Annotated in this window: 22 protein-coding genes and 2 pseudogenes; 12 read left to right on the forward strand and 12 right to left on the reverse strand. The window is 53.7% G+C overall.

The genetic code is table 11. The features are described from left to right. Nucleotides 1-109 precede the first annotated feature (109 nt). Nucleotides 110-478, forward strand: a complete 369-nt coding sequence (locus PI91_RS14870) for a hypothetical protein (RefSeq protein WP_084635623.1) — start codon at nt 110-112, stop codon at nt 476-478. Nucleotides 479-532: 54 nt separating this feature from the next. Beyond that, nucleotides 533-775, forward strand: a pseudogene (locus PI91_RS25740) (transposase); the annotation flags it as partial. Here the strand turns inward: PI91_RS25740 and PI91_RS24780 are convergent. Beyond that, on the reverse strand, nt 740-1,456 hold the full coding sequence (locus PI91_RS24780; protein WP_071580360.1) for a YnfC family lipoprotein: 717 nt from the start codon (nt 1,454-1,456) through the stop codon (nt 740-742). The pseudogene PI91_RS25740 and the gene PI91_RS24780 overlap by 36 nt on opposite strands. Before the next feature lie 151 nt (nt 1,457-1,607). Here PI91_RS24780 and PI91_RS26445 point away from each other — a divergent pair. Both PI91_RS26445 and ttcA read left to right on the forward strand, forming a co-directional pair. After that, nucleotides 1,608-1,697: pseudogene (locus PI91_RS26445) on the forward strand (hypothetical protein); the annotation flags it as partial. Nucleotides 1,698-1,732: 35 nt separating this feature from the next. Beyond that, complete coding sequence (gene ttcA, locus PI91_RS14875; protein ID WP_008501267.1) at nt 1,733-2,668, forward strand: tRNA 2-thiocytidine(32) synthetase TtcA; 936 nt, start codon at nt 1,733-1,735, stop codon at nt 2,666-2,668. Nucleotides 2,669-2,710: 42 nt separating this feature from the next. Here ttcA and dbpA read toward each other — a convergent pair whose 3' ends face one another. The 4 genes from dbpA to PI91_RS14890 form a co-directional block, all read right to left on the reverse strand. Further along, on the reverse strand, nt 2,711-4,084 hold the full coding sequence (dbpA, locus tag PI91_RS14880; RefSeq protein ID WP_023327603.1) for an ATP-dependent RNA helicase DbpA: 1,374 nt from the start codon (nt 4,082-4,084) through the stop codon (nt 2,711-2,713). Between the two features lie 27 nt (nt 4,085-4,111). Then, complete coding sequence (locus tag PI91_RS26450) at nt 4,112-4,276, reverse strand: hypothetical protein (protein ID WP_304665500.1); 165 nt, start codon at nt 4,274-4,276, stop codon at nt 4,112-4,114. 291 nt (nt 4,277-4,567) lie between these two features. After that, nucleotides 4,568-5,551: a zinc transporter ZntB gene (zntB, locus tag PI91_RS14885; RefSeq protein ID WP_023292275.1), complete on the reverse strand. Its 984-nt coding sequence runs from the start codon at nt 5,549-5,551 to the stop codon at nt 4,568-4,570. Nucleotides 5,552-5,706: 155 nt separating this feature from the next. Next, nucleotides 5,707-6,849, reverse strand: coding sequence for a methyl-accepting chemotaxis protein (locus tag PI91_RS14890; RefSeq protein ID WP_023292274.1), 1,143 nt, complete (start codon nt 6,847-6,849; stop codon nt 5,707-5,709). A gap of 457 nt (nt 6,850-7,306) precedes the next feature. On the opposite strand from PI91_RS14890, the gene PI91_RS14895 reads away from it, so the two are divergent. The 4 genes from PI91_RS14895 to PI91_RS14910 all read left to right on the forward strand — a co-directional run bounded on the left by PI91_RS14895 (nt 7,307) and on the right by PI91_RS14910 (nt 11,754). Continuing rightward, nucleotides 7,307-9,430, forward strand: a complete 2,124-nt coding sequence (locus PI91_RS14895) for a bifunctional diguanylate cyclase/phosphodiesterase (protein WP_008501262.1) — start codon at nt 7,307-7,309, stop codon at nt 9,428-9,430. 92 nt (nt 9,431-9,522) lie between these two features. Then, nucleotides 9,523-10,758 (forward strand): sensor domain-containing diguanylate cyclase, encoded by a 1,236-nt coding sequence (locus PI91_RS14900; protein ID WP_039266503.1) that lies wholly within the window; start codon nt 9,523-9,525, stop codon nt 10,756-10,758. 74 nt (nt 10,759-10,832) lie between these two features. Then, nucleotides 10,833-10,973: an Ecr family regulatory small membrane protein gene (locus PI91_RS26040; RefSeq protein WP_021240268.1), complete on the forward strand. Its 141-nt coding sequence runs from the start codon at nt 10,833-10,835 to the stop codon at nt 10,971-10,973. 217 nt (nt 10,974-11,190) lie between these two features. Beyond that, entirely contained in the window at nt 11,191-11,754 is a 564-nt protein-coding gene (locus tag PI91_RS14910) for a DJ-1/PfpI family protein (RefSeq protein ID WP_008501260.1), read from the forward strand. 89 nt (nt 11,755-11,843) lie between these two features. Here the strand turns inward: PI91_RS14910 and PI91_RS14915 are convergent, their stop codons facing one another. Further along, a complete protein-coding gene (locus PI91_RS14915; RefSeq protein WP_039266504.1) occupies nt 11,844-13,460 on the reverse strand; it encodes an ABC transporter substrate-binding protein in 1,617 nt (538 codons plus the stop codon). Nucleotides 13,461-13,645: 185 nt separating this feature from the next. Between PI91_RS14915 and mpaA the strand changes: the two genes are divergently transcribed. Continuing rightward, nucleotides 13,646-14,359 carry a murein tripeptide amidase MpaA gene (mpaA, locus tag PI91_RS14920; protein ID WP_039266505.1) on the forward strand — a complete coding sequence of 238 codons (714 nt, stop codon included), beginning with the start codon at nt 13,646-13,648 and terminating at the stop codon, nt 14,357-14,359. On the opposite strand, the gene ycjG is transcribed toward mpaA, so the two are convergent. Further along, complete coding sequence (ycjG, locus tag PI91_RS14925) at nt 14,350-15,315, reverse strand: L-Ala-D/L-Glu epimerase (protein WP_039266506.1); 966 nt, start codon at nt 15,313-15,315, stop codon at nt 14,350-14,352. The genes mpaA and ycjG overlap by 10 nt on opposite strands. 107 nt (nt 15,316-15,422) lie before the next feature. Between ycjG and tpx the strand changes: the two genes are divergently transcribed. After that, nucleotides 15,423-15,929, forward strand: a complete 507-nt coding sequence (tpx, locus tag PI91_RS14930) for a thiol peroxidase (protein WP_008501256.1) — start codon at nt 15,423-15,425, stop codon at nt 15,927-15,929. 275 nt (nt 15,930-16,204) lie between these two features. Next, nucleotides 16,205-17,413 carry an aldose 1-epimerase family protein gene (locus tag PI91_RS14935; protein ID WP_039266507.1) on the forward strand — a complete coding sequence of 403 codons (1,209 nt, stop codon included), beginning with the start codon at nt 16,205-16,207 and terminating at the stop codon, nt 17,411-17,413. 37 nt (nt 17,414-17,450) lie between these two features. Here the strand turns inward: PI91_RS14935 and tyrR are convergent, their stop codons facing one another. The 3 genes from tyrR to PI91_RS14950 form a co-directional block, all read right to left on the reverse strand. Then, entirely contained in the window at nt 17,451-18,992 is a 1,542-nt protein-coding gene (tyrR, locus tag PI91_RS14940) for a transcriptional regulator TyrR (RefSeq protein ID WP_008501254.1), read from the reverse strand. A 112-nt stretch (nt 18,993-19,104) separates the two neighbouring features. Beyond that, nucleotides 19,105-20,157, reverse strand: coding sequence for a YcjF family protein (locus PI91_RS14945; RefSeq protein ID WP_039266508.1), 1,053 nt, complete (start codon nt 20,155-20,157; stop codon nt 19,105-19,107). Further along, the gene (locus PI91_RS14950) at nt 20,154-21,551 is read right to left on the reverse strand and encodes a YcjX family protein (RefSeq protein ID WP_032674908.1); all 1,398 of its coding nucleotides are present in this window, start codon (nt 21,549-21,551) and stop codon (nt 20,154-20,156) included. Before PI91_RS14950 ends, PI91_RS14945 begins: the two co-directional genes overlap by 4 nt. Before the next feature lie 155 nt (nt 21,552-21,706). Here PI91_RS14950 and PI91_RS14955 point away from each other — a divergent pair, with 155 nt between their 5' ends. Then, nucleotides 21,707-22,717, forward strand: a complete 1,011-nt coding sequence (locus PI91_RS14955) for a LacI family DNA-binding transcriptional regulator (protein WP_008501251.1) — start codon at nt 21,707-21,709, stop codon at nt 22,715-22,717. A gap of 35 nt (nt 22,718-22,752) precedes the next feature. Here PI91_RS14955 and PI91_RS14960 read toward each other — a convergent pair whose 3' ends face one another. After that, nucleotides 22,753-23,667 (reverse strand): OmpG family monomeric porin, encoded by a 915-nt coding sequence (locus tag PI91_RS14960; protein ID WP_039266509.1) that lies wholly within the window; start codon nt 23,665-23,667, stop codon nt 22,753-22,755. 65 nt (nt 23,668-23,732) lie between these two features. Next, nucleotides 23,733-24,815: an ABC transporter ATP-binding protein gene (locus PI91_RS14965; protein WP_039266510.1), complete on the reverse strand. Its 1,083-nt coding sequence runs from the start codon at nt 24,813-24,815 to the stop codon at nt 23,733-23,735. Between the last annotated feature and the right edge of the window lie 10 nt (nt 24,816-24,825).

Consider the following 24,825-nt stretch of genomic DNA (forward strand, 5'->3'; position numbering starts at 1 on the left):
GGAAGGAAAATCAATGGCGTTATGCGCTAGCGGTGATATTAACCATTGAATGGATCTAATCTCGCTAATTGCCCTACAATGCCTAACTTACAAGCTAAAGGAAAATGACATGTTCCCCTTTCTGAACACATTTAAGCGATTAATAAGCAAACAGCAAGAAACACATACCGCTCCTCAGAAATATTCAAATGAACAGCTTATCCAGTGGGCTACCGGTTGCATGCTGGAAGGGCTCCCGGATGACTTCTACCAGGCCAGACTGCTATGCACTCGCCAATCCAATCCTGAAAACCCCGATGGATGGATAGTCAACGTTAATCATGATGTGATGCTTAACCCTGACTCCGAATATGAGCGGTTCCAGCCAGCCGATGACCTCTACCCTACCCAGTGTGTGGAAATGTTACTTGATGGCAAGGAATGGAGTAATGCATCAATAACATTCAATAAAGAAAACGCATCGTTTAAATGGAGTTAGCCATTACCAAGCCCAACCGCAGATGAACATTGTAATGGTTTATCCGATAAGCAAGTCAAGCAGGGTAAGCCGACGCAGAATGCGTTTATCGAACGGTTCAACCGGACGTACCGGACAGAAATCCTGGATTTTTACCTGTTCTGAACGCTGAATGAAGCCCGGGAAATCACTGAACGCTGGCTGAATGAATACAACAGCGAGCGTCCTCATGAATGCCTGAATAACCTGACGCCGGAGGTAGCTTATTGGAATCGTTTAAGTCTAGTAGAATTCAACTTTCGTATGCGCTGTCATTGAAACTGGTTTCGGCGCCGGATTACCTGCGTTCTGTACTGTGGCATTACATATTTCAGGCACAAGCATTTCGTTATAATGACAAGAACTGGTTGCTGTATACCCCTCCGAGAAAACTGATGAGTTTATAAGTTTATAATCAAGAGGCTTTCTTTTTTTATCAACATAAGATATTTCATTTTTAGACATAACGCTTTCTGAACTATAAAATTCAGAGCGCGTCAAATTATCGTCTTCATCATAAAAATGTTCAGATATTTTTTTGCCTAAAAAATAGGTGTCTTTAATTAATCCATTCGGGTAAAGAGTGTAACGCAACTCGTCACCGTTTTCATTTTTACTCAAAATGTGACATTTTTCATCAAGTTGTATTGAAAAAGGCTTGCCATCTCTATGGCCAATAAGACTTCCATTTGTATTTTTTAGAATAGTTTCATGTCCAGAAGAAACATTATCAAGGTTTAAGCTATCAACACAACCATTTTTATTCAGTCTGATGGAGATTTTATAAGTGATTTTTCCATTCTCCTCAACATCAGTATCTAAGGATTTAACAGTCCCCTTAACTGGATTGAAATCAAACATAGTCGATAAGTTATAAAGTAGAGGTATGTAGTTATTTTCTGCAAAAGCCATGCTTGAAAATAAGGAAGTACAAAGGAAAAGAGTAGAAGTTTTTATCATTTTTAAATCCTAGCTCAAGTTACCCTCAAATTAAGTAAGCTCATTACAGCATGCTTACTGCTAATCTTCAACATTGATACTGGCGGAAATGATTGCGCCACCACTGCGCCGTTTGCCGTAAAGTCGCTATCGTATCCAAACGTCTGAACGCTACCCTTTATCACGCATCGGCGCCAGATTTCACGCAGCAGTAAAACGTGCTGGCATTCGCCGCCGGAATCCGTACCATACGCGGCATACAATTTTTGCCCCTGCTGGCTCCGAAGGTAGTACTCAATGCAACAGAATCAAGAGATTAACAAAAAAGAGCAATACAACCTGAATAAACTGCAAAAGCGACTGCGCCGTAACGTGGGCGAAGCCATTGCAGACTTCAACATGATTGAAGAAGGCGACCGCATCATGGTTTGCCTGTCAGGGGGTAAAGACAGCTACACCATGCTGGAGATCCTGCGTAATCTTCAGCAAAGCGCGCCGGTGAATTTTTCCCTGGTGGCGGTCAACCTTGACCAGAAACAGCCGGGCTTCCCGGAGCACATTCTGCCGGAATACCTCGAAAATCTGGGCGTTGAGTACAAAATTGTCGAAGAAAATACCTACGGTATTGTGAAAGAGAAAATCCCTGAAGGGAAAACCACCTGCTCTCTGTGCTCTCGTCTGCGCCGCGGTATTCTGTATCGCACCGCGACCGAGCTGGGCGCGACCAAAATTGCCCTGGGCCATCACCGCGACGATATCCTGCAAACGCTGTTCCTCAACATGTTCTACGGCGGCAAGATGAAAGGTATGCCACCTAAGCTGATGAGTGATGACGGTAAACATATTGTGATCCGCCCGCTTGCCTACTGCCGTGAAAAAGATATTGAGCGTTTCTCTCAGGCGAAAGGGTTCCCGATCATTCCATGTAACCTCTGCGGCTCTCAGCCGAACCTGCAGCGTCAGGTGATTGGCGACATGCTGCGCGACTGGGATAAGCGCTATCCGGGTCGTATCGAAACCATGTTCAGCGCCATGCAGAACGTCGTCCCTTCCCATCTCGCGGATGTGGAACTGTTCGACTTTAAAGGCATCAATCACGAGTCAGAAGTCGTGAACGGCGGCGATCTGGCATTTGACCGGGAAGAGATCCCGATGCAGCCAGCAGGCTGGCAGCCGGAAGACGATGACAATCAGTTTGAAGCGTTGCGTCTGAACGTGCTTGAAGTGAAGTAAGCGGTTAGCGTCTCAGAAACACCGTCTGAGACGCTTCATGCTTTATTTCAGCAGACGTACGCGGCAGGTTTTACCCTTAATTTTCCCGTTTTGCAGCTGCTTCCATGCCTTATGGGCAACCGCCTGGCGAACCGCGACGTAGACATGCGCCGGATGGACAGCAATCTTACCGATATCCGCCCCGTCCAGCCCCACATCCCCGGTCAGTGCACCGAGTACATCACCAGGACGCATCTTGGCTTTTTTACCGCCATCAATGCACAGGGTCGCCATTTCGGCCTCCAGCGGCACAAGGCTGACGCCGGCTGGGGGATTCATCCAGTTCAGCTTAATCTGCAGCATCTCAGAGAGAATATTGGCGCGCTGCGCCTCTTCAGGTGCGCAGAAGCTGATCGCCAGACCGCTGTTTCCTGCGCGCGCGGTACGGCCAATACGGTGCACGTGTACTTCTGGATCCCACGCCAGCTCAAAGTTCACCACCAGCTCAAGCGATTTGATATCCAGACCGCGCGCAGCAACGTCGGTCGCCACCAGCACGCGGGCGCTGCCGTTGGCGAAACGGACCAGCGTCTGATCGCGATCGCGCTGTTCAAGATCGCCATGCAGCGACAGTGCGCTCTGCCCGGCGGCATTCAGAGCATCACAAACCGACTGACAGTCTTTTTTGGTGTTACAGAACACCACGCAAGAGGCAGGCTGATGCTGGCTCAGTAATTTCTGCAGGAGCGGGATCTTCCCCTGCTGCGAGGTTTCAAAGAACTGCTGTTCGATGGCGGGCAGCGCATCTACGCTGTCGATTTCAATGGTAAGAGGATTTTTCTGCACGCGCCCGCTGATGGCGGCGATAGCCTCCGGCCAGGTTGCGGAGAACAGAAGCGTCTGGCGATCGGCCGGTGCGAAACGGATCACTTCGTCGATGGCCTCGCTGAAGCCCATATCCAGCATCCGATCGGCCTCATCCATCACCAGCGTTTGTAGCGCATCCAGTGAGACCGTGCCTTTTTGCAGGTGATCGAGCAGGCGTCCCGGCGTCGCGACAATAATGTGCGGCGCATGCTGAAGCGAATCACGCTGGGCACCGAACGGCTGCCCGCCGCAGAGGGTTAAAATCTTGGTGTTTGGCAGGAAACGTGCCAGGCGACGCAGTTCACCCGCAACCTGGTCTGCCAGCTCGCGGGTCGGACACAGCACCAAAGACTGGGTCTGAAAAAGCGCCGCATCGATATGCTGCAACAGGCCAAGGCCAAAGGCCGCCGTTTTCCCACTGCCCGTTTTCGCCTGCACGCGCACGTCACGGCCCTCAAGAATGGCGGGTAAGGCGGCCGCCTGAACAGGCGTCATCGTGAGGTATCCCAACTCGTTGAGGTTAGCGAGTTGGGCATCGGGCAGAACATTCAGGGTAGAAAAAGCGGTCACAATTGTCTCTCGTGGTGATCTTTGCGGTCAGATGGCGCGTATCCTCGCAGATCTCGCGGTCCGATGCGACAATTTAATCGGTTCTTCATCGGGCGGCGGGTCGGGCATCGGCTGGGGACGCGGGATGGGATCGGGCATAGGTACCGGATCGCTGGGGATAGGATCGGATTGACGCGATTGTGGCAGTAGCAGAGCGTTAAGGATGCTCATCATTCCCTCCATAATTTGCTGTCATCCCTTTTAGGGTAGACGCTCAGAATCAGGAGGCAAAAAAAAGCCGACTATGAAGTCGGCGTCGTACGAATCAATTGTGCTATGCAGTAATTCAAAAAAGGAAGTAAGACAATATGGAGCGCAACGCCCATCGCTTGACGTTGCATTCACCTGCGGGAGTAATATTGCACCTTACGGGGTAGATGTTTATTGACTTCGCTCAATTAAAAGAGCGTTTTAATCCCGGAAAAAGATGAAAAAAGCGTAAATTTACAGCCATTTACTACGATGCAACCACCATGCAACACCCCCAATCAAAACAACTAACATCACGCAAAACGCCGTAAAACCGTAGCGATAAGCGCCACCCGGAATTCCGCCCAGGTTGACGCCAAACAACCCGGTCAGAAACGTGCTCGGTAAAAACACCATCGCCATCAGGGACATCGTATAGGTTCTTCGCGCCAGCGACTCCTGCATCACCTGCGCGATTTCGTCCGCCATCACCGCCGTTCTGGCAATACAGGAATCAATTTCATCCAGCCCGCGGCCCAGCCTGTCGGCAATATCCTGCATTCTGCGCCGATGGTCGTCGTTCATCCAGGCGAGCCTTTCGCTGGCCAGCCGCGCATACACGTCGCGCTGCGGCGTCATGTAGCGGCGCATAACAATCAGCTGCTTGCGCAATAAGGCCAGAAAACCGCGCGGCGGGATCTGCTGATCGAGCAGGTTATCTTCCAGGTCGATGATTTTGTCGTGCAGCTCTTCAATAAACTCACTGGCGTGATCGGTAAGCGCGTCACAGACGTCCACCAGCCAGCTGCCGCAGTCGATCGGCCCGGTGCCCTCTTTCAGATCGTTGACGATGTCATCCAGCGCCAGGACCTTACGCTGTCGGGTGGAGACAATCAGCCCATCGTCCATATAGACCCGCATCGCCACCAGCTGATCCGGACGTTCATCCGTGCTGCCGTTAATACAACGGAGGGTAATCAGCGTCCCGTCACCCATGCGGCTTACGCGGGGCCGCAGGCTTTCACCCGCCAGCGCATCGCGCACGTTATTGGGCAAGAGCGGGGTCGACGCCAACCAGTCAGCGCTGTCCGGATGGGTATAGTTCAGATGCAGCCAGCAGGGATGCGCACTGTCGATCACATCATTATCTTCCAGCGGTCGGGCACCGCCGCGGCCGTCCAGCACCCACGCAAAAACTGCGTCAGGAACGTTAAGTTCAGATCCTTTAATGCTTTCCACAGCACCTCCACCTTTTTAACTCTTTCGGTGTCAGTCTAGCTTTCATGAGGGGTTAAGCAACAACTATGTATTCCATCGCGCTGAAATCGCTCGGGAAATGAGCTGGGTGGGCAAATGTATGCAAAAAGCCTGGCATGCCAGGCTTTGTGTCGCTTTCAGAGAGAGTGCTCTGGCTGCTGGAGGAAGGAGGGTGAGCCGGTCGGTAATGGGGACGAAGACCCGTGATCCAATCTAAAATTCCGCGTGCGGGCCTGGAGTTCAATCACCTGATTGCGCAGTACATCCGAGGAGCCGTTGAGTTCCTCCGCCATCGCCACGTTGCTTTGCGTGACCCGCTCCAGCTCCGATAGCGCCAGCGTGATCTGGGAAATACCTTTCTCCTGCTCAGACGTCGACGCGGAGATTTCATCCATTAAGCGACTGACGTTTCCCGAGCCCGTCACGATTTCATGCATATTCTTCTCTGCCTGCGACACCACGGTCGCGCCCTGCGTGACGTTACTGCTGGTGACTTCAATCAGCGCTTTGATATTCTTCGCGGCCTCTGCGCTGCGGTGCGCCAGGTTTCTGACCTCTTCCGCAACGACAGAAAAACCTTTTCCATGGTCGCCCGCTCTTGCCGCCTCAACGGCCGCGTTGAGCGCCAGAATATTGGTCTGGAACGCAATGCCGTCAATCAGCGAAATGATCTCCGTCATCTGCTGGGCGCATTCGGTAATGGACTGCATATTGTTGGCAACCTGCCCCATCAGCTCCCCGCCCTTACGCGCCTGCAGCGTCGCCATATTCGCCTGTTCACTCGCCAGGCGGGTGTTATCGGCGTTATTTTTAGTGCTCGCCGCCATTTGCTCCATGCTGGCTGCGGTTTGCACTAAAGACGCGGACTGCTGTTCGGTTTTGACCGAGAGCTGAGCGCTACGTGTTGAGAGCTGATCCGATAAGGTCATGGCGGTTTGCGATGACGCCCTGATCTCACGCACCAGCGTCGCAATGTTGCCGGACAGGCTGTTGATCCCGGGAATGAGTCGCCCCGCACAGTTATTGCCAAACTCCGGGATAGAAACCCCCAGGTTGCCGGCAGTCACCTCTTCAATACTTTTCTTCACCGTATTGATCGGCGTCACAAGATACCGGGTCATATAGACCCAAAGCAAAAATAGCGCAACGAAATTGATAGCGTTAAGGGAAATAAAGAGAGAGGGCTTGCTGGAAATTAGAACAACGACACCTGCGTTTACTAAAAATAGCGATAAAAGGAACCCGATAATAAAGGTTCGGACACTAATATTTCTTAGCATGATGATACCCACATTTTATATTTTGGTCGGCATCTAGACTTATAGCATTGGCACAAACGTTTTTCCTCGGAAACTTCACGGGTTTGTTGTTTCGCCGTTAGCAGCCTGGGATTTAGCTTAAGTCAGATGAAAAAAGCGTATTAGTGAAAATGTTCTTCGCAGCACGCTGTGATACTGGTCTGCCGCCACGTTAAGCGATACCATCCGCTGCGGCGAACCGATACAATCGCCGTTATATTTAAGGAGCTTTGCTACTTTTATTCGCTCTTGTTTAGCAATGCTTAATACGTTAACAATGAGAATATATTTTATATTCTTAATGCGATGTAGAGTATTAATATGACTGGTCATGCTTCACGATAAATAACTAATATTGTTTGAATGCGCATGTTCGTTGCCAGATTAAGATGTGCCCGGCAGGCGAAATCGGTAACCCTCTCAGGCGTGGGATTGCATAATGCTCAATATATCGTGGGACCCTGTGTTAATCGCTATCTCTTATCTGGTGGCATTTATCGCCTCCTTTGTGGCGCTGGACAGTGCCGGAAAGATCCCCCTTTCCAGCCGAAAGGCTGCCCTGTTCTGGCGCATTGCCGGGGGTATGACGCTGGGGATCGGCATCTGGTCGATGCACTTTATCGGCATGCTGTCGATGCAGATGCCGATGATGATGCGCTATGACCTCTGGTTAACCCTTGCGTCTCTGGGCGTAGCGATTATTGCGTCGACCACGGCCCTTGATATTGCCGTCGCGGGAAAAAAACGTTCTTCGTTTCGACCGATCGTTGCCACGGCTATCCTGAGCGCAGGCGTGGTATCTATGCACTATATCGGTATGGCTGCCCTGATGCTGGATGGCAGCATTATCTGGGATCGCCGCATTGTGGGGTTGTCCGTGGTCATTGCCGTGGTGGCGTCCGGCACGGCGCTGTGGCTGGCTTTCCGCCTGCGAGACAAAGGGGTTTTTATCGAGCGCCTTCTCGCCGCCCTGGTCATGGGTGCCGCCATTTGTGCGATGCACTATACCGGCATGAGCGCTGCGCATTACCCGGAAATGTCGCATACCCTCCCCGGCGGGATCGGCGAGCTGGGGTTATCCATCTGGGTTTCTGTCACCACGCTCTGCCTGCTTGGCGTGATGTTAATTATTTCCCTTATCGATTCTCACCGTCGCACCGGCCGGCTGACGGATAATCTTCGACAACTCAATCGGCAGCTTGAGCTCCAGGCGCGCTTTGATGCGCTCACCGGACTCGCGAATCGCCATCAGATGGATCTCCGCATGCAGGACTGCCTGCGCAGCGCGTTGCTGAGCAACAGGCAATTTGCCGTTATTTTCCTGAACGTCGATCACTTCAAACGCGTCAACGATACCTGGGGTCACAGCGTCGGCGATGAGTTATTGATCACCGTCGCACAACGCATCACTTCCCGGCTCTCGCGTGAGATGACCCTGGCAAGGCTGGGAGGAGACGCTTTTATCCTGCTGGTGCCGGAATGTGACGACGACAAACTCAACGCCCTGCTCGCGTCGCTGCTCGAGGATGTGCGACGTCCTCTTTCGATCTGTGGTCATACGCTTAACACGACAATGAGTGCGGGCGTCAGCCTCTATCCTCAGGATGGCGAAACGCTGCATGAACTGAAACTCAAAGCAGATGCAGCCCTGCATCACGTCAAAGACGACGGCCGCAACGGCTGGGCGCGTTACAGAACCGAGATGTCGACAGCAATCCCGGCAAAACCCGGTTTTCTTCAGGAGCTCTCTCAGGCGCTTGAGCGCGATCAGTTTGAACTGTGGTACCAGCCAACCTGGTATGCGCAAGAGAAGACTATCCATGGTTTTGAAGCCCTGCTGCGCTGGCGGCACCCTGAGCAAGGCGTTGTGCTGCCTGGTCTGTTTATCCCCTCGCTGGAGCAAACCGGCTTAATTATTCCGGTGGGCAACTGGGCCATTGAAGCGGCATGTCGACAGCTGCATTTCTGGACTGAACAAGGGTTCAGCCAGTGGACGTTATCGCTCAACTTATCCCCCGTCCAGTTCGAGCAGCCGGACATTTTCCACATCGTATCGTCGATGCTGGAAAAATATAACTTGTCCCCGTCCAGGCTGATCCTTGAGGTCACGGAGAGCACCGCGCTGAAAAATCTCGACCGCAGCATTGAGTTGCTCAACGCTTTTAATCATGCGGGGATCACCGTCTCGATTGATGATTTTGGTACGGGCTACTCCAACCTGCTGATGCTGAGCGTGCTGCCGGCAAAAGAGCTCAAGATCGACAAAAGCTTTGTAACGTCGATGCTGGAAAATGAAAAAACCTACAAGCTGGTTGAAACCATTATGAGTATCGCCCGCACCATGGAGATGAACGTGGTGGCAGAAGGGATTGAAACGGAAGAACAGCAGGCGGTTCTCACCCGTCTCGGCTGCGACTACTTGCAGGGTTACCTCTTCTCCCGCCCCTTACCTGCCGAACAGGTGCCGTGGCTGCTTCTGCAGATAAACTCAGAAAGGCAAATTATCCCCCTTAATAAAATTCAAACGGACGCCGCATTTATTTCACAAAAAAACCATGCCTGACGGGGTTTAGTAGAGTATGTTTCAAAGCAGAACACACGAGTCACGTCTGTCATGATTGTCAGGCGTATTAAGCCGATGAACAGGAAATGCCTATGTCGCAAAACGGTTTTGAAGCGCTGAACGTCATTAAAACACCCGTGTGGCTTATTTCACCCGTTTCGGAAGAGATCGTTTTTGCGAACGTGGTCGCAACGCAGCTTATGGGAGATAAGACGCTCGATCAGCTGCGTAAAGGCATCTATTCCGCGACTGCACAAGCTCTCCTGTCGATGTATGTACCTGAACTGAAAACCGAGCAGGAGATCGTCGAAATCTGGACAATAAGAAGCCGGGATGGGCTGGATACGCCGTTAAGCTGTCGTCTCTCGCTTGCCCGTTACGCCCCCTGGGGAGATGTGATTGTCTTCGAGGGGATCGCCCAACATATCCTCTCAGGACTGAAGGCCAGCCGCTCCGCAACCTACCGGCGAAAAAAACAGGGGTTTTACGCCCGTTTTTTTCAGACCAACAGCGCGCCGATGCTGTTAATCGATCCTGCCCGCGATGGTCAGATTGTTGATGCCAACCTGGCTGCGCTCAATTTTTACGGTTACTCGCATGATGGTATGTGCAGCAAGCATACCTGGGAAATCAATACCCTGGGGCGAGACGTGATGCCCATTATGACTGCGATTGCCGCGCTGCCCGGCGGCCATAAGCCGCTCAACTTTGTTCACCGCCTTGCCGATGGTTCCACCCGCCATGTTCAGACGTATGCCGGACCCATTGAGATCTACGGTGACAAGCTGATGCTGTGCATCATCCACGATATCACCGAGCAAAAAAGACTGGAGCAAGAGCTGGAACATGCCGCGTTACGTGACTCCATGACCGGGTTACTCAACCGACGCCAGTTCTACGCGATTACCGACCCCAACAATCTCAATAATCGACCTGCCCAGCAGCAGTTTAGCCTGCTGCTGGTGGACACCGATCACTTCAAAAACATCAACGACCTGTTTGGTCATTTGAAGGGCGATGAGGTGCTTATTGCCCTCTCCCGAACGCTGGAAGCCTGTAGTCGGGAGAACGACATGGTGTTCCGCTGGGGGGGCGAAGAGTTCGTCATCCTGCTGCCGCATACCTCACTCGACACCGCGTTGCAGATTGCCGAGTCGATCCGTGCAGCCGTTGCCCGCATTACGATTCCGGGCTTACCACGGTTTACCGTCAGCATTGGCGTGGCGCGACATAACCCGGGGGAGACGATTGATGAGCTGTTTAAGCGTGTAGACGATGCGCTGTATCGCGCTAAAAATGATGGGCGCAATAAAGTCCTTGCAGCATGAAACTGGAGTATACGGGAAAGCCCCGCTACAATGCCTGCCTCGAATAAATTAACGTCAGGTGGGTAAAATCTGCAATGGGCAAAACAGAAATAATACTCACCTTAATTATTTTGCTCCTTATTATATTTGGCTTCTGGTTTATTTTTAGCGGGGAAATCTGGTATCTCGTCGAGTTTCTCGAAAATAGTCTTTATCCGACCTTCGACGCCCCTTAACGCACGTTTAATATCGTGTTTCACCTACCGGATTTGTCAGGTATCTGCCCGCCTGACGGCCGCGTAAGATACGCGTCGTTATCCTCCAACTACGTTGATAACGAATCACTTATTCACTTGCTTATGTTGCCCGTGCTCTGACGGGCTTTTTTATTTCCGGCATTTCAGCCACGCCAGGCTATATCTTAATCATCTTTAATGACAAGGGAGAGGAATGATGAGCAAGAAGATCCTGATGCTGGTTGGCGATTACGCCGAAGATTACGAAACCATGGTGCCTTTTCAGGCGTTACAGATGGTTGGTCATCAGGTGGATGCCGTCTGCCCCGACAAACCGAAGGGCGACTACATCATAACGGCAATCCATGATTTCGACGGCGCCCAGACCTATAGCGAAAAACCCGGTCACCGCTTTACCCTCAACGCCGACTTTTCCGCCGTCAAGGAGCAGGACTACGACGCGCTGCTCATCCCCGGCGGGAGAGCGCCCGAGTATCTGCGGCTAAATGAGGATGTGTTAAAGCTGGTACAGGCGTTTGACGCCGCGCGCAAACCGATTGCGGCGGTGTGCCATGGCCCGCAGCTGCTCGCTGCCGCGGGCATCCTGAAAGGCCGTACCTGTAGCGCCTACCCGGCCTGTGCTCCTGAGGTCCGTCTCGCGGGGGGACACTATGCCACGATCGGCATCGATCAGGCACATGTCGACGGCAACCTGGTGACGGCTCCCGCGTGGCCCGCCCATCCGCAGTGGCTGGCGAAGTTTAATGCGTTGTTAGAATAATACGTCCCGGTCTCATCGCTGCCGGAAAGCACAGCGAGGTATCATCCATGGCAAAACTGGCGCTCACGTGCGCCAGTTCGCATTAACCATCAGTGCTTCTCAATATACATCGTCCGGCTATACGCCACGTCTTCCGGGTTATTAATCGGATACCCTTTCACCCACGGCTTAATCAGACGACCGTTGGTGTACTGGTAAATAGGCGCGATCGGCGCTTTCTCCATGAGGATTTTCTCCGCCATGTTGTAGTCCGTATTACGCGCTTTCGCCGTTGTTTCGAGCGTCGCCTGGTGGATAATTTTATCGTAAGCCGGGTCGTTGAAACGCGAGATATTGCCGCTGTGGGTTGAGGTCAGCAGGGACAGGAAGGTCGAGGGCTCGTTGTAATCCCCCACCCATGACGCGCGGATCACATCAAAATTGCCGGTGTTGCGGCTGTCGATGTAGGTTTTCCACTCCTGATTTTGCAGCTTGACATCCACACCGAGGTTTTTCTTCCACATGGACGCAACCGCAATGGCGATTTTCTGGTGGTTTTCCGACGTGTTGTACAGCAGGTTCAGCTTCAGCGGACGCTGAGGGCCGTAGCCTGCGGCCTGGAGCAAGGTTTTGGCCTGAGCGTTCAGCTCCTGCTGGGACATCTGCTCAAACGGTGAAGGTTCAGGCGTGAAGCCCGCCGTCACGTCAGGGGTGAAATGCCAGGCCGGTTTCTCGCCGGTACCCAGTACCTTATCCGCCATAATGCGGCGATCGATAGTCATGCTCAGCGCAAGACGGACCCGGGCATCGGCCGTCGGCCCCTTTTGTGTGTTAAACGCGTAATAATAGGTCCCGAGCTGAGGCGGCGTATACACCTGGCCAGGAATATCCTTCAGGAGCTTCTGATACATGTTTTTCGGGAACGATTCGGTAATATCGATATCCCCTGCCAGATAGCGTTTCGTGGCGGACGATTCCTGATTAATCGGAATAAAGGTCACTTTTTGCAGGACAGTTTTCGCATTGTCCCAGTAGTGGGCGTTCGGCACGACAACCAGTTTTTCATTCACCACGCGCGCGTTCAGAACGTAGGCCCCGTTACCGACCAGCGCTCCCGGACGCGTCCACTCTTTCCCGCTTTCAACATTGGCTTTTTGCACCGGATAGAAGGCGAAGTTTGCCGTCAGGTTGCTAAACCACGGTAGCGGTTTATCCAGCTGGACGCGCAACGTTCTGGCATCCACCGCCGTCACGCCCAGGGTATCTGGCGCCGCTTTACCATCAATAATGGCCTGCGCGTTGCTGATGCCTGCCAGCGCCGCAAACCAGGCAAACGGAGAGGTCGTTTTCGGATCAACCAGACGCTGCCAGCTGTAGACAAAATCCTGCGCGGTAACCGGCGTACCGTCAGACCATTTTGCGTTATCGCGCAGGGTGAACGTCCAGATTCGGTTATCGTTGCTCTGCCAGCGCGTCGCCACGCCCGGAGTCAGTTCCCCTTTCTCATTCTGATTTACCAGCCCTTCGAAAAGATCGCGAATCACCTGAATCTCTGGCAACCCCACCGCTTTTGCGGGATCGAGCGAAGCCGGTTCGTCTTTAATGTGTCTGACCAGCTCCTGTTTTTGCGCCAGCACCGTGCCCTGTGGCACATCAGCAGCGTATGAGAGTGAAGAGAGTCCGCACAGGCACAGTGCGGCAAAAAGACGCGAAACAGGATGCTTCATAAGATCCCCTTTAAAAAATTCAGGTAAAAAGCAGATGCGTAATTATTTGTTTCGACAGTAAGAAATGCAAACAACTTACGCCTGAATAGTGATTTAAGGCAATTCTCAGCCGTTAAGGAAACTATTTGATTAACAGCGGCTTTTGCACAACACTGCCTGTAGAGACTTCGTTATCAGGATATCGTATGGCAACCACCCGACCCCGCGCGGAACGCGGCGCCTTCCCTCCGGGCGCTGAACAATATGGCCGCTCATTTTTAGGCGCATCGCTGATCTGGTTCCCGGCCCCCGATGCCGATCGCGACAGCGGTTTGGTTATTGCCGGCACGCACGGAGATGAGAACTCGTCTGTCGTCACGCTCTCGTGCGCGCTGCGGACGCTGACCCCGGCATTGCGACGTCACCACGTGATTCTTGCCGTAAATCCGGACGGCTGTCAGCTTGGATTACGGGCGAATGCGCGAGGAATCGACCTGAACCGTAATTTCCCTGCAGCAAACTGGCGCGCAGGGGAAACAGTATATCGCTGGAACAGCTCCGCCGAGGAGCGGGACGTGGTGCTGCTCACGGGCGATAAACCCGGATCGGAGCCGGAAACGCAGGCGCTGTGCCAGCTTATCCATAAGATCCACCCCGCCTGGGTTGTCTCCTTCCACGATCCGCTGGCCTGTATTGAAGATCCGCGCAACTCTGACCTGGGCGCGTGGCTGGCCCAGGCGTTCGCCCTCCCGCTCGTCACCAGCGTGGGCTATGAGACACCCGGTTCATTCGGCAGCTGGTGCGCCGACTTGAGCCTGCCCTGCATCACCGCTGAGTTCCCGGCGATCTCCTCCGACGAAGCCAGCGAAAAATACTTAAAGGCTATGATGGATCTGTTGCGCTGGCAGCCTCAGAGGTGAAGTACGCCGCTGGTAAAATTAAGCGCCGGTGAAACGTCAACGGCCAGCCACGTCGGGCCATCCAGATCGGCGAAACGGACCTGATTGACCAGCGGCAGCGCCGCACCGATCGCCCGCGAGGTGCAAAGCATGCATCCCAGCATCAGGGCGAACCCCTGCGCCCGGGCGTCCGCCGCCAGGGCCAGGGCTTCAGTCAGTCCGCCAGTCTTATCGAGCTTGATATTGACCATGTCATAGCTGCCCTTAAGCGCGCTCAAATTCTCGCGGGTATGACAGCTTTCATCCGCACAGACGGGCAACGGATGGATAAAATTCTTCAGCGCCGCATCCTCTTTTGCCGGCAGAGGCTGCTCCAGCATCGCCACGCCCAGATCGGCCAGCAGCTGGCATCGCGCGGCCAGCCCTTCGGGATGCCACGACTCGTTGGCGTCAACAATGAGCGTGGCTGACGGCACCGCCGAGCGAATGGCGACCATCCGCTCGCTGATCAGACGATCGTCGAGCTTCACTTTTAACAGCGTGGCCCCGGCGTCATAGAGCGCTTTCGCACTGGCGGCCATCTGCTCGGGCTCCCCAATCACGACCGTTTGCGCGGTCACGACGGACTCCGGCACGACCACGCCCAGCAATGACGTCAGCGATTTTTGCTGCTTAGCGGCTTCAAGGCTCCAGAGCGCACAGTCGATGGCGTTGCGCGCCGCCCCGGCGGATAAGCGCTGCTGTAACGCCTCGCGCGTGAGGCCTTTTTGCAGGTCAGGTACCAGGGTCATGATCTGCGCCATCACGGATGCCAGACTTTCCCCATAGCGCGGGTAAGGCGTACATTCCCCGACGCCTTTAAACCCCTCTTCTTCGATTTCGACCACGACCACGCTGGCTTCACTTCGGCTGCCGCGAGAGATCACAAACGGGGTATGCAATGGCCAGGCTTCTTCATAGACCTTAACGCTTCTCATCACTGACTCCTTGCGGCCCGGAAAGGCGAAAAATTTGGTTTGCCGTGTTATCTGCTGATGGCATACACTAGCCACGACGTTAACTATATGTAAACAGGAAGATATCTATGTCACAACTCGTTCATTTCCAGGGCAACCCGGTTGCTGTAGCAGGTTCCATTCCGCAGGCTGGCAGCAAAGCGCAGGCTTTTACTCTGGTGGCTAAAGATCTGTCTGACGTCACACTGGCTCAGTTTGCGGGCAAACGCAAAGTACTGAACATTTTCCCAAGCATTGATACCGGCGTTTGTGCCGCATCCGTGCGTAAATTCAACCAGCTGGCGACTGAAATGGACAACACCGTGGTGCTGTGCATTTCCGCTGACCTGCCGTTTGCCCAGTCCCGTTTCTGCGGTGCCGAAGGCCTGAGCAACGTTATCACCCTTTCCACCCTGCGCAGCGCTGATTTCCTCGAGAACTACGGCGTCAGCATCGCGGAAGGCCCCCTGAAGGGTCTGGCAGCACGTGCTGTACTGGTTCTTGATGAAAACGACACTGTCGTTTTCAGCGAACTGGTTAACGAAATCACCACCGAGCCGGACTACACTGCCGCGCTGGACGTGCTGAAAGCATAATAAGTCCTTAGCATTCTATACAACTTATTCTCAACCTCGCCACGGCGGGGTTTTTTATTAGAAAACAGCTGAATCGTTAAAGCCAAAATATTCATCGATCACAAAAATCATGCAATAAAGACAGCAACATGTAACTTCCGCGTGATCATTAACGCATTCTAATTGTTATAATCACCTAATTTTAACCTCAGTGAAGCCCATCACATTTCCCTTTTTGTCTAAACATTAGATTTGCTTACGAAAGTAAATAATCGTTTCAGCAAAAAGGATAAAATATGAAGATCAAATTCGCTTTTACGCTCCTGGCGGTCCTGGTTTCTGGCCATGCCGCGGCTAAAACCTGGGTGCTGACAAGTGCTGAAAACAGCGTAGAGAAAGGAAACTGGAAGATTTCCAGTGATGAGCTGAAAGTTAAAGATCAGACGTTCAGCATTGAGCAAAAAGTCTTGCAGGGCGGCAAGCAGGAAGGCAGTAAAGTCATCATTATTAGCAGTAAAGATGGCCTGACAATTACGTTGAGCCCGACCCGCGGCATGAACCTTCTACACGTTGAAGGGTTTGGCACCCGACTGGGATGGAATTCCCCCGTCAAAGAGGTCGTGAATCCGGCTTATATCAACCTTGAGAGCCGCAACGGTCTCGGCTGGCTGGATGGTTTCAACGAGATGATGGTGCGCTGTGGCTACGAGTGGACAGGTCATCCGGTCACCGCAGATGGACAAATTTATACCCTTCACGGCAGGGCCGGAAATACCCCGGTATCACAGGTGGAAGTTGAGGTGGCGGATGCCGCCCCGCATGAGATCCGCGTTCGGGGTTTGATCAAAGAGAGCACGTTCAAAAAAGCGGATCTGCAGACCATGACCGAACTGCGCTACGTTCCCGGAACCAACCAGTTCAGCCTGCATGATGTTCTCACTAACCATGCCGATTATCCTCACGATTATCAAATCATCTATCACAGCAACTTCGGGACGCCGATCCTCGAAGAAGGCGCCCGTTTCCTTGCGCCAGCGGCGAGCGTAAGCCCATTCAATGACTACGCCAAAGCGGGCGTTAACGACTGGCAAACCTATGCCGGGCCGACAAAAGGCTTTGATGAGATGGTCTTTAACATTCAGCCGCTCGCCGACAACAACCACGAAACGCTCGCGGCGGTGGTCAATAAAGCCGGCGATAAAGGCGCATCCATCCAGTTTGATACGCGCCAGCTGCCCGTGCTGACCTTATGGAAAAACACCGATACGCTGAAGCAGGGTTATGTCACGGGCATCGAACCGGGTACCAGCTACGCCTACCCCGTGACGATTGAACGCCAACAGAAGCGGGTTAAGCAGCTGCAGCCTGGCGCCAGCGCGCAGTTTGATCTGACCTATACCCTGCTCCACAGCCCGCAGCAGGTGAAAGAGGTTGAAAGCAGGATTGCGTCGATTCAGGGCGAGACAAAAACAGACATCGTTAACACGCCGTTGGCGAAGGAATAAAACAAAAGTAAAAAGCCTCTTTGCAGAGGCTTTTTAGTTATTCGTCACCTTTCTTATGATTCAAACCATACTCACGCAGCTTATTGGCGATCGCGGTGTGCGAGACGCCCAGGCGTTTTGCCAGTTTGCGGGTGCTGGGATAGCTGCGGTACAGCTGCGTCAGCACAGAACGCTCGAAACGGCTGGTGATGTCATCAAGCGACCCTTCCATCGCCTCTTCCCCTACCGATACCGTTCCGGCGTCGTAATCCGGCAACAGGATATCCTGCGGGCGCAGCTCATACCCTTCAAGCTGGGTCAGCGCACGATATACGGCGTTTTTGAGCTGACGAATGTTCCCCGGCCAGCCGTAGCGCATAAGCACCGTGCCCAGATCGGCAGACAGCTTCGGACGAGGAACCCCCTGCTCATCGGCAAAGCGGGCGACGAACAGCTCCGTAAGCGGCATGATGTCCTGCGGGCAATCGCGCAGCGGCGGAATGTTCAGCGTCAGGACGTTGAGACGGTAATAGAGATCTTCGCGGAAGATCCCCTTTTGCACCAGTTCCACCAGGTTCTTCTGGGTGGCGCAAATGACGCGCACGTCCACATGCACCTCGTGATCCTCACCGACGCGGCGGAACGTGCCGTCGTTCAGGAAACGCAGCAGCTTAGCCTGCATACGCGGCGACATTTCGCCGATCTCGTCCAGCAGTACGGAACCGCCGTTAGCCTGCTCGAAGAACCCTTTCTTGCCCTCCGGCGCGTGACCAAACAGCTCGCTTTCAACGGCATCTTCCGGGATAGAGGCACAGTTAAGTGCCAGATAAGGCTTAGCCGCACGCGGGCTCGCCAGATGCACGGCGTGAGCCAGCAGGTCTTTCCCGGTGCCGGTATCGCCGGTAATCAGCAGCGGCGCGGTCAGGCTTGCGAGCTTACGCGCCTGATCAACCACATGACGCATTTTCGGGCTGACGGCAATAATCTGGCTGAACGCGCCAACGTCCTGACTGGAGAGGTTTTGCAGCTGACGACCCATGCGTAGCGTCGAGCGCAGCATGATCACCGCCCCGGTCAACACGCGGGTATTCCCTTCCCCTTTCAGATAGACCGGCGTGATCTCCATCAGGAAATTCTGCCCGTTAATCACCACATGCTCGCTGTGCGTGTTCTGCGGATTGCTGTCCAGCCAGCGCTGGAAGTTAAAACCGGGGATCAGCTGCGCGGCGTGATGATTGCTGAGCTTCTCCTGGCTCTGCGCGAAAAGCTGGCAGCTCGCGTGGTTAACGCGCTCAACTTTGCTTTTCAAATCCAGAGAGAGGAACGGTTCAGGCATGGCTTCCAGCAGCGCGCTCAGCGCCAGGTGCTCACGCTCGGACGGCATCCAGGGAATGGTGCGTACATCCGTAACGCCAGCGATACGGCGGATTTCCGCCATCAGGCTGCTGAAGGTATTAAATTCAATTTCGGCAAAATTGAGGTAAATTCGCCCGACAGGATCGATCTCAATGCCACGTAAATCAATGCTACGTAAAACAAGAAGATCGAGTAATTCGCGGGTCAGACCGAGACGGTCTTCACAGAAGACTTCAAGACGCATGGGAAATTCACCGTTTTAAGCCAATAACAGTAAAATGATATGTCAGAACACGGTGATCGGGAAGATGGCTGTCAACAAATATTGACAGCCAGCACGATTAGTGAACAAAACCTCACGGCGAAGGTTTTTTATTGAGCGTCTCTTTGAGCTGGCCGATCAGTTCACGCCTGAAATCCCCCAGCCGGGGCTTATCGCCGTCAATCCAGGGCAGCGGACGGCAGACTTCCATCGCTTTAATCCCCAGGCGTGCGGTTAATAATCCCGCACCGATGCCCTGAGCCGCACGGGCAGAAAGACGCGCCGCCAGATCCTGCGACATCCAGTCCATGCCCACTTCGCGCACCAGCTCACTCGCCCCGGCAAACGCGATATTGAGCAGGACCAGCTTAAACAGTCTGATCCGACTGTAGTAACCCAGCTCTATGCCGTAAAGCTTCGCAATACGGTTGATCAGGCGCAGGTTACGCCAGGCGATAAAAGCCATATCGACCAGCGCCAGCGGGCTGACGGCAATCATCAATGTGGATTCCGCCGCAGAACGGCTGATCTCGCGCCGCGCCTGAGCATCCAGCACCGGCTGTACCATGTGGGAATAGAGCGTCACCACTTCCCGGTCATTCTGAGTTTCATGGATGGCGGCATACCAGCGCTGAAGCGCCGGATGCGACTGATCGATTCCGGCCTGGCTGGCCAGCTTTTCACAGAACGCGCGCCCTTTCCCGGTGCCGTGACTGTGGAGCAGATCCCGCGCTTCATCACGCTCGTGCGCGCGCTGTCGCAGACGCCAGAGTCGACGCCATTCGGTGGCAACCGACCCGACGCCAGCCCCCACAATCAGCGCGCCTGCGGCACATCCGCCCAGCGCCACCCAGTCCTGCGTGTGCCAGGCATTCATCGTCCACTGCACGCCCTGACCCACCACGCTTACGCCAAACAGCGCCAGACCGGCGGTGACCATCCTGCGCCACAGGCTGCGTTTTGGACGCAGCGCGGCGTCCACGACCGCCTCCGCCGGACCATCCTCAACAACCGGGTCGTCCTGCAGCGCCGGGGCAAAGTTATCGGCCTGGGTACCGCTGAACGTCTGCGCCGTTTTGAACGCCTCCTGAGGGTTCTGCTCAAGCGTTCCGGTAAAGTCAATGCGCGGTTTTAACGGTTCCGTCATCGCAATTTATCTCCAATCAAAAACTCCAGCGCCGCATCCAGACGGATATGCGGTAAAGGCCTGTCGACGCTCATGGTCTGAGGGCGGAAGGCTTCAAACTGGAAGCCCTGATTCTGCCAGAAGGCCTGGCCCGGCAGCCGCGCAGGCACTTCGCCTGGGTAGACTGTAAGCGGTTCACCGTCGCTGAGCCGGTTCCCGCGTAATGCCGGTATTTTCTCGCCGTTAAGGTCAATTAGCCCGCTTTGCGTCGCCTGCACGGACGCGAGCCCAAGGCAATCCATGCCGATCCCTTCGAAGGCGGCGTTTTGCCAGGCGTCCTGTACCAGCTGCTGTAGCAGCGACACCATATTGGCATGCTGGTCGACGGTGACGTGATCGGCTTTTGTGGCCGCAAAGAGCAGTTTATCGATCACCGGTGAGAAAAGACGGCGGAACAGCGTACGCTGCCCGTAGTGAAAACTTTGCATCAGCTGCGTCAGGGCAAGGCGCATGTCGTTGAATGCCTGTGGCCCGCTGTTGAGCGGCTGCAGACAATCCACCAGCACAATCTGACGGTCAAATCGTAAAAAGTGGTTCTTATAGAATCCCTTGACCACCTTCTCACAATAGTAATGGTAGCGCTCGCGCAGCATACCGGCGTTAGTATGCTTATCCGCCTGCGCCAGCGTCGACTCGCCCACCCCATCCACATCCGGCCAGGGGAAAAACTGAAGCGCAGGCGCGCCCGCTAAATCACCCGGCAGAACAAAGCGCCCCGGCTGAATGAAGTGTAACCCTTCCTGTTTACACTGGTGTAAATACGCCGTCCAGGCGTCGGCAATGGCCGCCAGACGGTTTTCATCTGCTGGGGCAAGCGGGTCCAGCCCTTCGCACAGCTGTCGCCATTTGGCCGACCACCCGGCGCGTTGCCCCTGCAGCAATCCCGTCATCTGGCGTGACCAGCTGAGGTAATCCTGCGCCAGCATCGGCAGGTCGAGCAGCCATTCGCCGGGGTAATCGACGATTTCAAGATATAGCGTGGAGGTATCCTTGAAATGGCGCATCAGGGATTCATTCGAGCGGAAACGCAGCGCAAGACGAATTTCACTGACCCCTCGCGTCGGCGTCGGCCACGCGGGCGGGTCGCCATAAAGCTGTGCCAGCCCTTCGTCATAGGTAAAACGGGGAATGCCAAAATCACGCTGTGGAACGCGCTTAACGCCCAGCAGACGCTCTTCCCGCACCGCGCCAAGCAACGGCAGACGCGCCCCGGCGTGCAGGTTCAGGAGCTGGTTCACCATCGCGGTGATAAACGCCGTCTTACCGCTTCGGCTCAACCCCGTCACCGCCAGTCGAAGATGACGGTCAACGCCGCGGTTTACCAGTGAATTGATTTCGTTTTTAAGTCGCTTCATCGCCGTCCTTCGTTGCCTGGAAGCCTTGAATGCATGGCTTCAGAATACAATAAATGGGGGCAGATCGTTGATTATCAATTCTTATTTATTGCTATTGCCGTTTTTTCTCCAGTAAGATGAACGCCATTGCTGTCAGTCCTGAGTGAGTAAGGTGTATGTCACCCACCATTTATGATATCGCACGGGTTGCGGGCGTATCGAAATCAACCGTTTCCCGCGTTCTGAATAAACAAACGAATATTTCTCCTGAAGCGCGTGACAAAGTGCTGAAGGCGATTGACGAATTAAATTATCAGCCCAACAAACTGGCCCGTGCCCTGACCTCTTCAGGATTCGATGCCATTATGGTTATTTCGACCCGTTCAACCAAAACCACTGCCGGCAATCCTTTTTTCTCCGATGTTCTTCATGCCATTACGGCAAAAGCGGAAGAAGAAGGATTCGATGTTATTTTACAAACCTCAAAAAGCAGTGAAGACGATCTCCTGAAATGCGTGAGTAAAATAAAACAGAAGATGATCAAAGGGATCATCATGCTGAGTTCGCCCGCAAATGAATCCTTTTTCACCACGCTGGACGCGTATGGCGTACCGGTAGTGGTTATCGGCAAAGTGGAAGGTGAGTATCAGAATATTTATTCCGTCGACACGGATAATTTTCATGACAGCGCCACGCTGACGGAAACCTTTATCAAAAACGGCCGCCGGAAAATTGCCTGCCTGCATGCGCCGCTTGAATATCATGTTTCTATCGATCGCCTGGCGGGTTATAAAGCCAGTCTGGAAAAGCACCATATTGCGATTAACCCGGACTGGATCATGGATGGTGGTTATACCCATGAGAGTGCACTTAAGGCGGCTCTGGAACTGCTCTCTTCACCCACGCCGCCTGATGCCGTATTTGCTACCGACAGCATGAAGTTACTCGGCCTTTATCGCGCGGCGGATGAGTTAAATCTGATGATACCGGAACAGGTAGTGATAGCCGGATACAGTGACCCGATGCTGTCTCTCATTTTAACGCCCGCACCAGGCGGCTTTGATATCCCCACCCGCAAACTGGGGGAAGAGAGCTGCGATCTTCTCTTCAGGCGTATTGCGGGTCACCCCGCCCCGCAAAAAGTGCTGGTTGATACCCATTTTTTACTGGCGGCCTCGCTGCGCTAAAACCAGGGGCACCAGGCCCCTGGAAGACCCACGGGTCAGAACGCGTAATTTACCCCAACGCCCGCATAGTGGAAGCGGTCGTTTTTACCCTCGTCATGGTTTTCCCATTCGTAGGCGTATTCAAGCGTCATGGATAAACCGTTGTTGAAGTCATAGGCGTACTGCATACCCAGACGGTTGAAATCATGTCCTTCACGCTCAGGATCGTCCTGCCAGTCCCAGTTCGACCAGCGATCGAGCCCCAGTCGGGTGTAAGGCGTTAAGGTCGTCTGACCCAATGAAATAGGCAGGTAGGCGCGAATTTCCTGAGTGGAGAACTCGCCGTTATTACGTGAACCGTCCATATTGAAACCGCGCTCTAAATAGTAATTCACTTTAGCGGCAAAGGTGTCGTTAATGGTCCAGGTAAAGCCCGTTTCGGTTTCGACGCGGCTGTCTGAATAGCCGGTTTTTTCCAGATCGTTGGCAAACTGATACATGGCAAACCAGCCGCCGAAACGCCAGTCCTCGGTTAATTTAATATCCCAGTCCGGCTGAATTTTGTAGCGCTGCATATTTGCGCTGCCGTCTCTGGCGCCGTGTTCATCCTTAAAGTGATAGCCATAATTACGGAAACCACCGGTCAGACCGAACGTGAAATCATCGGTACCAATAAAACGATAGCGTAATTCAAATTCCGGGCGATCGAAATAGGTCCCACGGGTCATGCTGCTATAATCAACCGGTCCTTCCTGATACATCGCCAGCGAAATAGTCCAGGCATCCCAGGTCGCATTAAACCACACGGAGGGTTCATATAATCCGTCTTTATCTTCTCCCTGGCCTTCGACGTTTTCAATTTCATACATCGCGCCAATATTAAATTCCCATTGTTTAGCCGTTTCTGTTGCATGTGCGCAGCTCACCCCTGCGCACAGCACGAGCGCAGCACTTTTTAGTAGAGTACTCATAAAATATTCCCTTTAGAATTAACAAACAAAAAACCGGAAATTTGCATTTCCGGCAAACACCTTTCTTATCTAATAGCCGCTTCGGTATCGGCGTCGAAGAAATGGCACTTATTCATATCGAACTGGATGCCGATATTATCCCCTGCGGCATAATCATTCGCGGCTCCCGCGCGAACCACCAGCTCATGGCCGCCAACGGTGGCGTAGAGCATGAACTCCGCACCGGTCAGTTCGGCTACGCTGACTTTCACCGCGATATTTTCACCGCTACTCTGCTGGGTGAGAATATCTTCCGGGCGGATCCCAAAGACCACAGCTTTACGCTGATATCCAGCGGCTTGCAGTGCAGCGAGCTTGTCTTCCGGGATCGCCAGGCGCAGCGTTTCCGTGACGAAATAGCGGTCGTCGATGGCACCACGAACAAAGTTCATGGCTGGCGAGCCAATGAACCCCGCAACAAACATGTTTGCCGGCTCGTTGTATACCTGCTTCGGTGCACCGACCTGCTGAATAATGCCGTCTTTTAAGATCACAATGCGGGTCGCCATCGTCATGGCTTCCGTCTGATCGTGGGTCACGTAAATCATCGTGGTATTGAGCTTCTGGTGAAGCTTGCTGATTTCAGCCCGCATCTGCACGCGGAGCTTGGCATCGAGGTTGGAGAGCGGTTCATCCATCAGGAACACGCCCGCTTCCCGCACTATCGCCCTGCCCAACGCCACGCGCTGACGCTGGCCGCCGGACAGCGCGCCGGGTTTACGCTTGAGGTACTCCCGTAAGCCGAGGATCTGTGCCGCCCAGTTGACGCGCTCTTCGATAACCGCCGGGGCGATTTTCTGCATCTTCAGGCCAAACGCCATGTTGTCGTAGACCGTCATATGCGGGTAAAGCGCATAGTTCTGGAACACCATGGCGATGTCGCGTGACTTGGCGGGCACATCGTTCATACAAACGCCGTCGATTACCAGTTCACCGGCGGAAATCTCCTCCAGCCCGGCAATCATGCGCAGCGTCGTCGATTTACCGCAACCGGACGGGCCGACAAAAACGATAAACTCCTTGTCCTCGATTTCGAGGTTAAAATCCTTCACCACGTGGACCTGGTTATCGTAAATTTTCTGAATATGTTTCAGTGACAGTTGTGCCATTTTTAATTCC

The sequence above is a fragment of the Enterobacter sp. FB genome (assembly GCF_000805795.1).
Classification (GTDB): domain Bacteria; phylum Pseudomonadota; class Gammaproteobacteria; order Enterobacterales; family Enterobacteriaceae; genus Enterobacter; species Enterobacter roggenkampii.

Bases quoted from the DNA above. Each gene is read 5' to 3' on its own strand.
- PI91_RS14870 (WP_084635623.1), top strand. From the start codon at position 110: ATGTTCCCCTTTCTGAACACATTTAAGCGATTAATAAGCAAACAGCAA.
- PI91_RS24780 (WP_071580360.1), bottom strand. From the start codon at position 1,456: ATGATAAAAACTTCTACTCTTTTCCTTTGTACTTCCTTATTTTCAAGC.
- ttcA (WP_008501267.1), top strand. From the start codon at position 1,733: ATGCAACAGAATCAAGAGATTAACAAAAAAGAGCAATACAACCTGAAT.
- PI91_RS14890 (WP_023292274.1), bottom strand. From the start codon at position 6,849: ATGCTAAGAAATATTAGTGTCCGAACCTTTATTATCGGGTTCCTTTTA.
- PI91_RS14895 (WP_008501262.1), top strand. From the start codon at position 7,307: ATGCTCAATATATCGTGGGACCCTGTGTTAATCGCTATCTCTTATCTG.
- PI91_RS14900 (WP_039266503.1), top strand. From the start codon at position 9,523: ATGTCGCAAAACGGTTTTGAAGCGCTGAACGTCATTAAAACACCCGTG.
- PI91_RS26040 (WP_021240268.1), top strand. From the start codon at position 10,833: ATGGGCAAAACAGAAATAATACTCACCTTAATTATTTTGCTCCTTATT.
- PI91_RS14910 (WP_008501260.1), top strand. From the start codon at position 11,191: ATGAGCAAGAAGATCCTGATGCTGGTTGGCGATTACGCCGAAGATTAC.
- PI91_RS14915 (WP_039266504.1), bottom strand. From the start codon at position 13,460: ATGAAGCATCCTGTTTCGCGTCTTTTTGCCGCACTGTGCCTGTGCGGA.
- mpaA (WP_039266505.1), top strand. From the start codon at position 13,646: ATGGCAACCACCCGACCCCGCGCGGAACGCGGCGCCTTCCCTCCGGGC.
- ycjG (WP_039266506.1), bottom strand. From the start codon at position 15,315: ATGAGAAGCGTTAAGGTCTATGAAGAAGCCTGGCCATTGCATACCCCG.
- tpx (WP_008501256.1), top strand. From the start codon at position 15,423: ATGTCACAACTCGTTCATTTCCAGGGCAACCCGGTTGCTGTAGCAGGT.
- PI91_RS14935 (WP_039266507.1), top strand. From the start codon at position 16,205: ATGAAGATCAAATTCGCTTTTACGCTCCTGGCGGTCCTGGTTTCTGGC.
- tyrR (WP_008501254.1), bottom strand. From the start codon at position 18,992: ATGCGTCTTGAAGTCTTCTGTGAAGACCGTCTCGGTCTGACCCGCGAA.
- PI91_RS14945 (WP_039266508.1), bottom strand. From the start codon at position 20,157: ATGACGGAACCGTTAAAACCGCGCATTGACTTTACCGGAACGCTTGAG.
- PI91_RS14950 (WP_032674908.1), bottom strand. From the start codon at position 21,551: ATGAAGCGACTTAAAAACGAAATCAATTCACTGGTAAACCGCGGCGTT.
- PI91_RS14955 (WP_008501251.1), top strand. From the start codon at position 21,707: ATGTCACCCACCATTTATGATATCGCACGGGTTGCGGGCGTATCGAAA.
- PI91_RS14960 (WP_039266509.1), bottom strand. From the start codon at position 23,667: ATGAGTACTCTACTAAAAAGTGCTGCGCTCGTGCTGTGCGCAGGGGTG.
- PI91_RS14965 (WP_039266510.1), bottom strand. From the start codon at position 24,815: ATGGCACAACTGTCACTGAAACATATTCAGAAAATTTACGATAACCAG.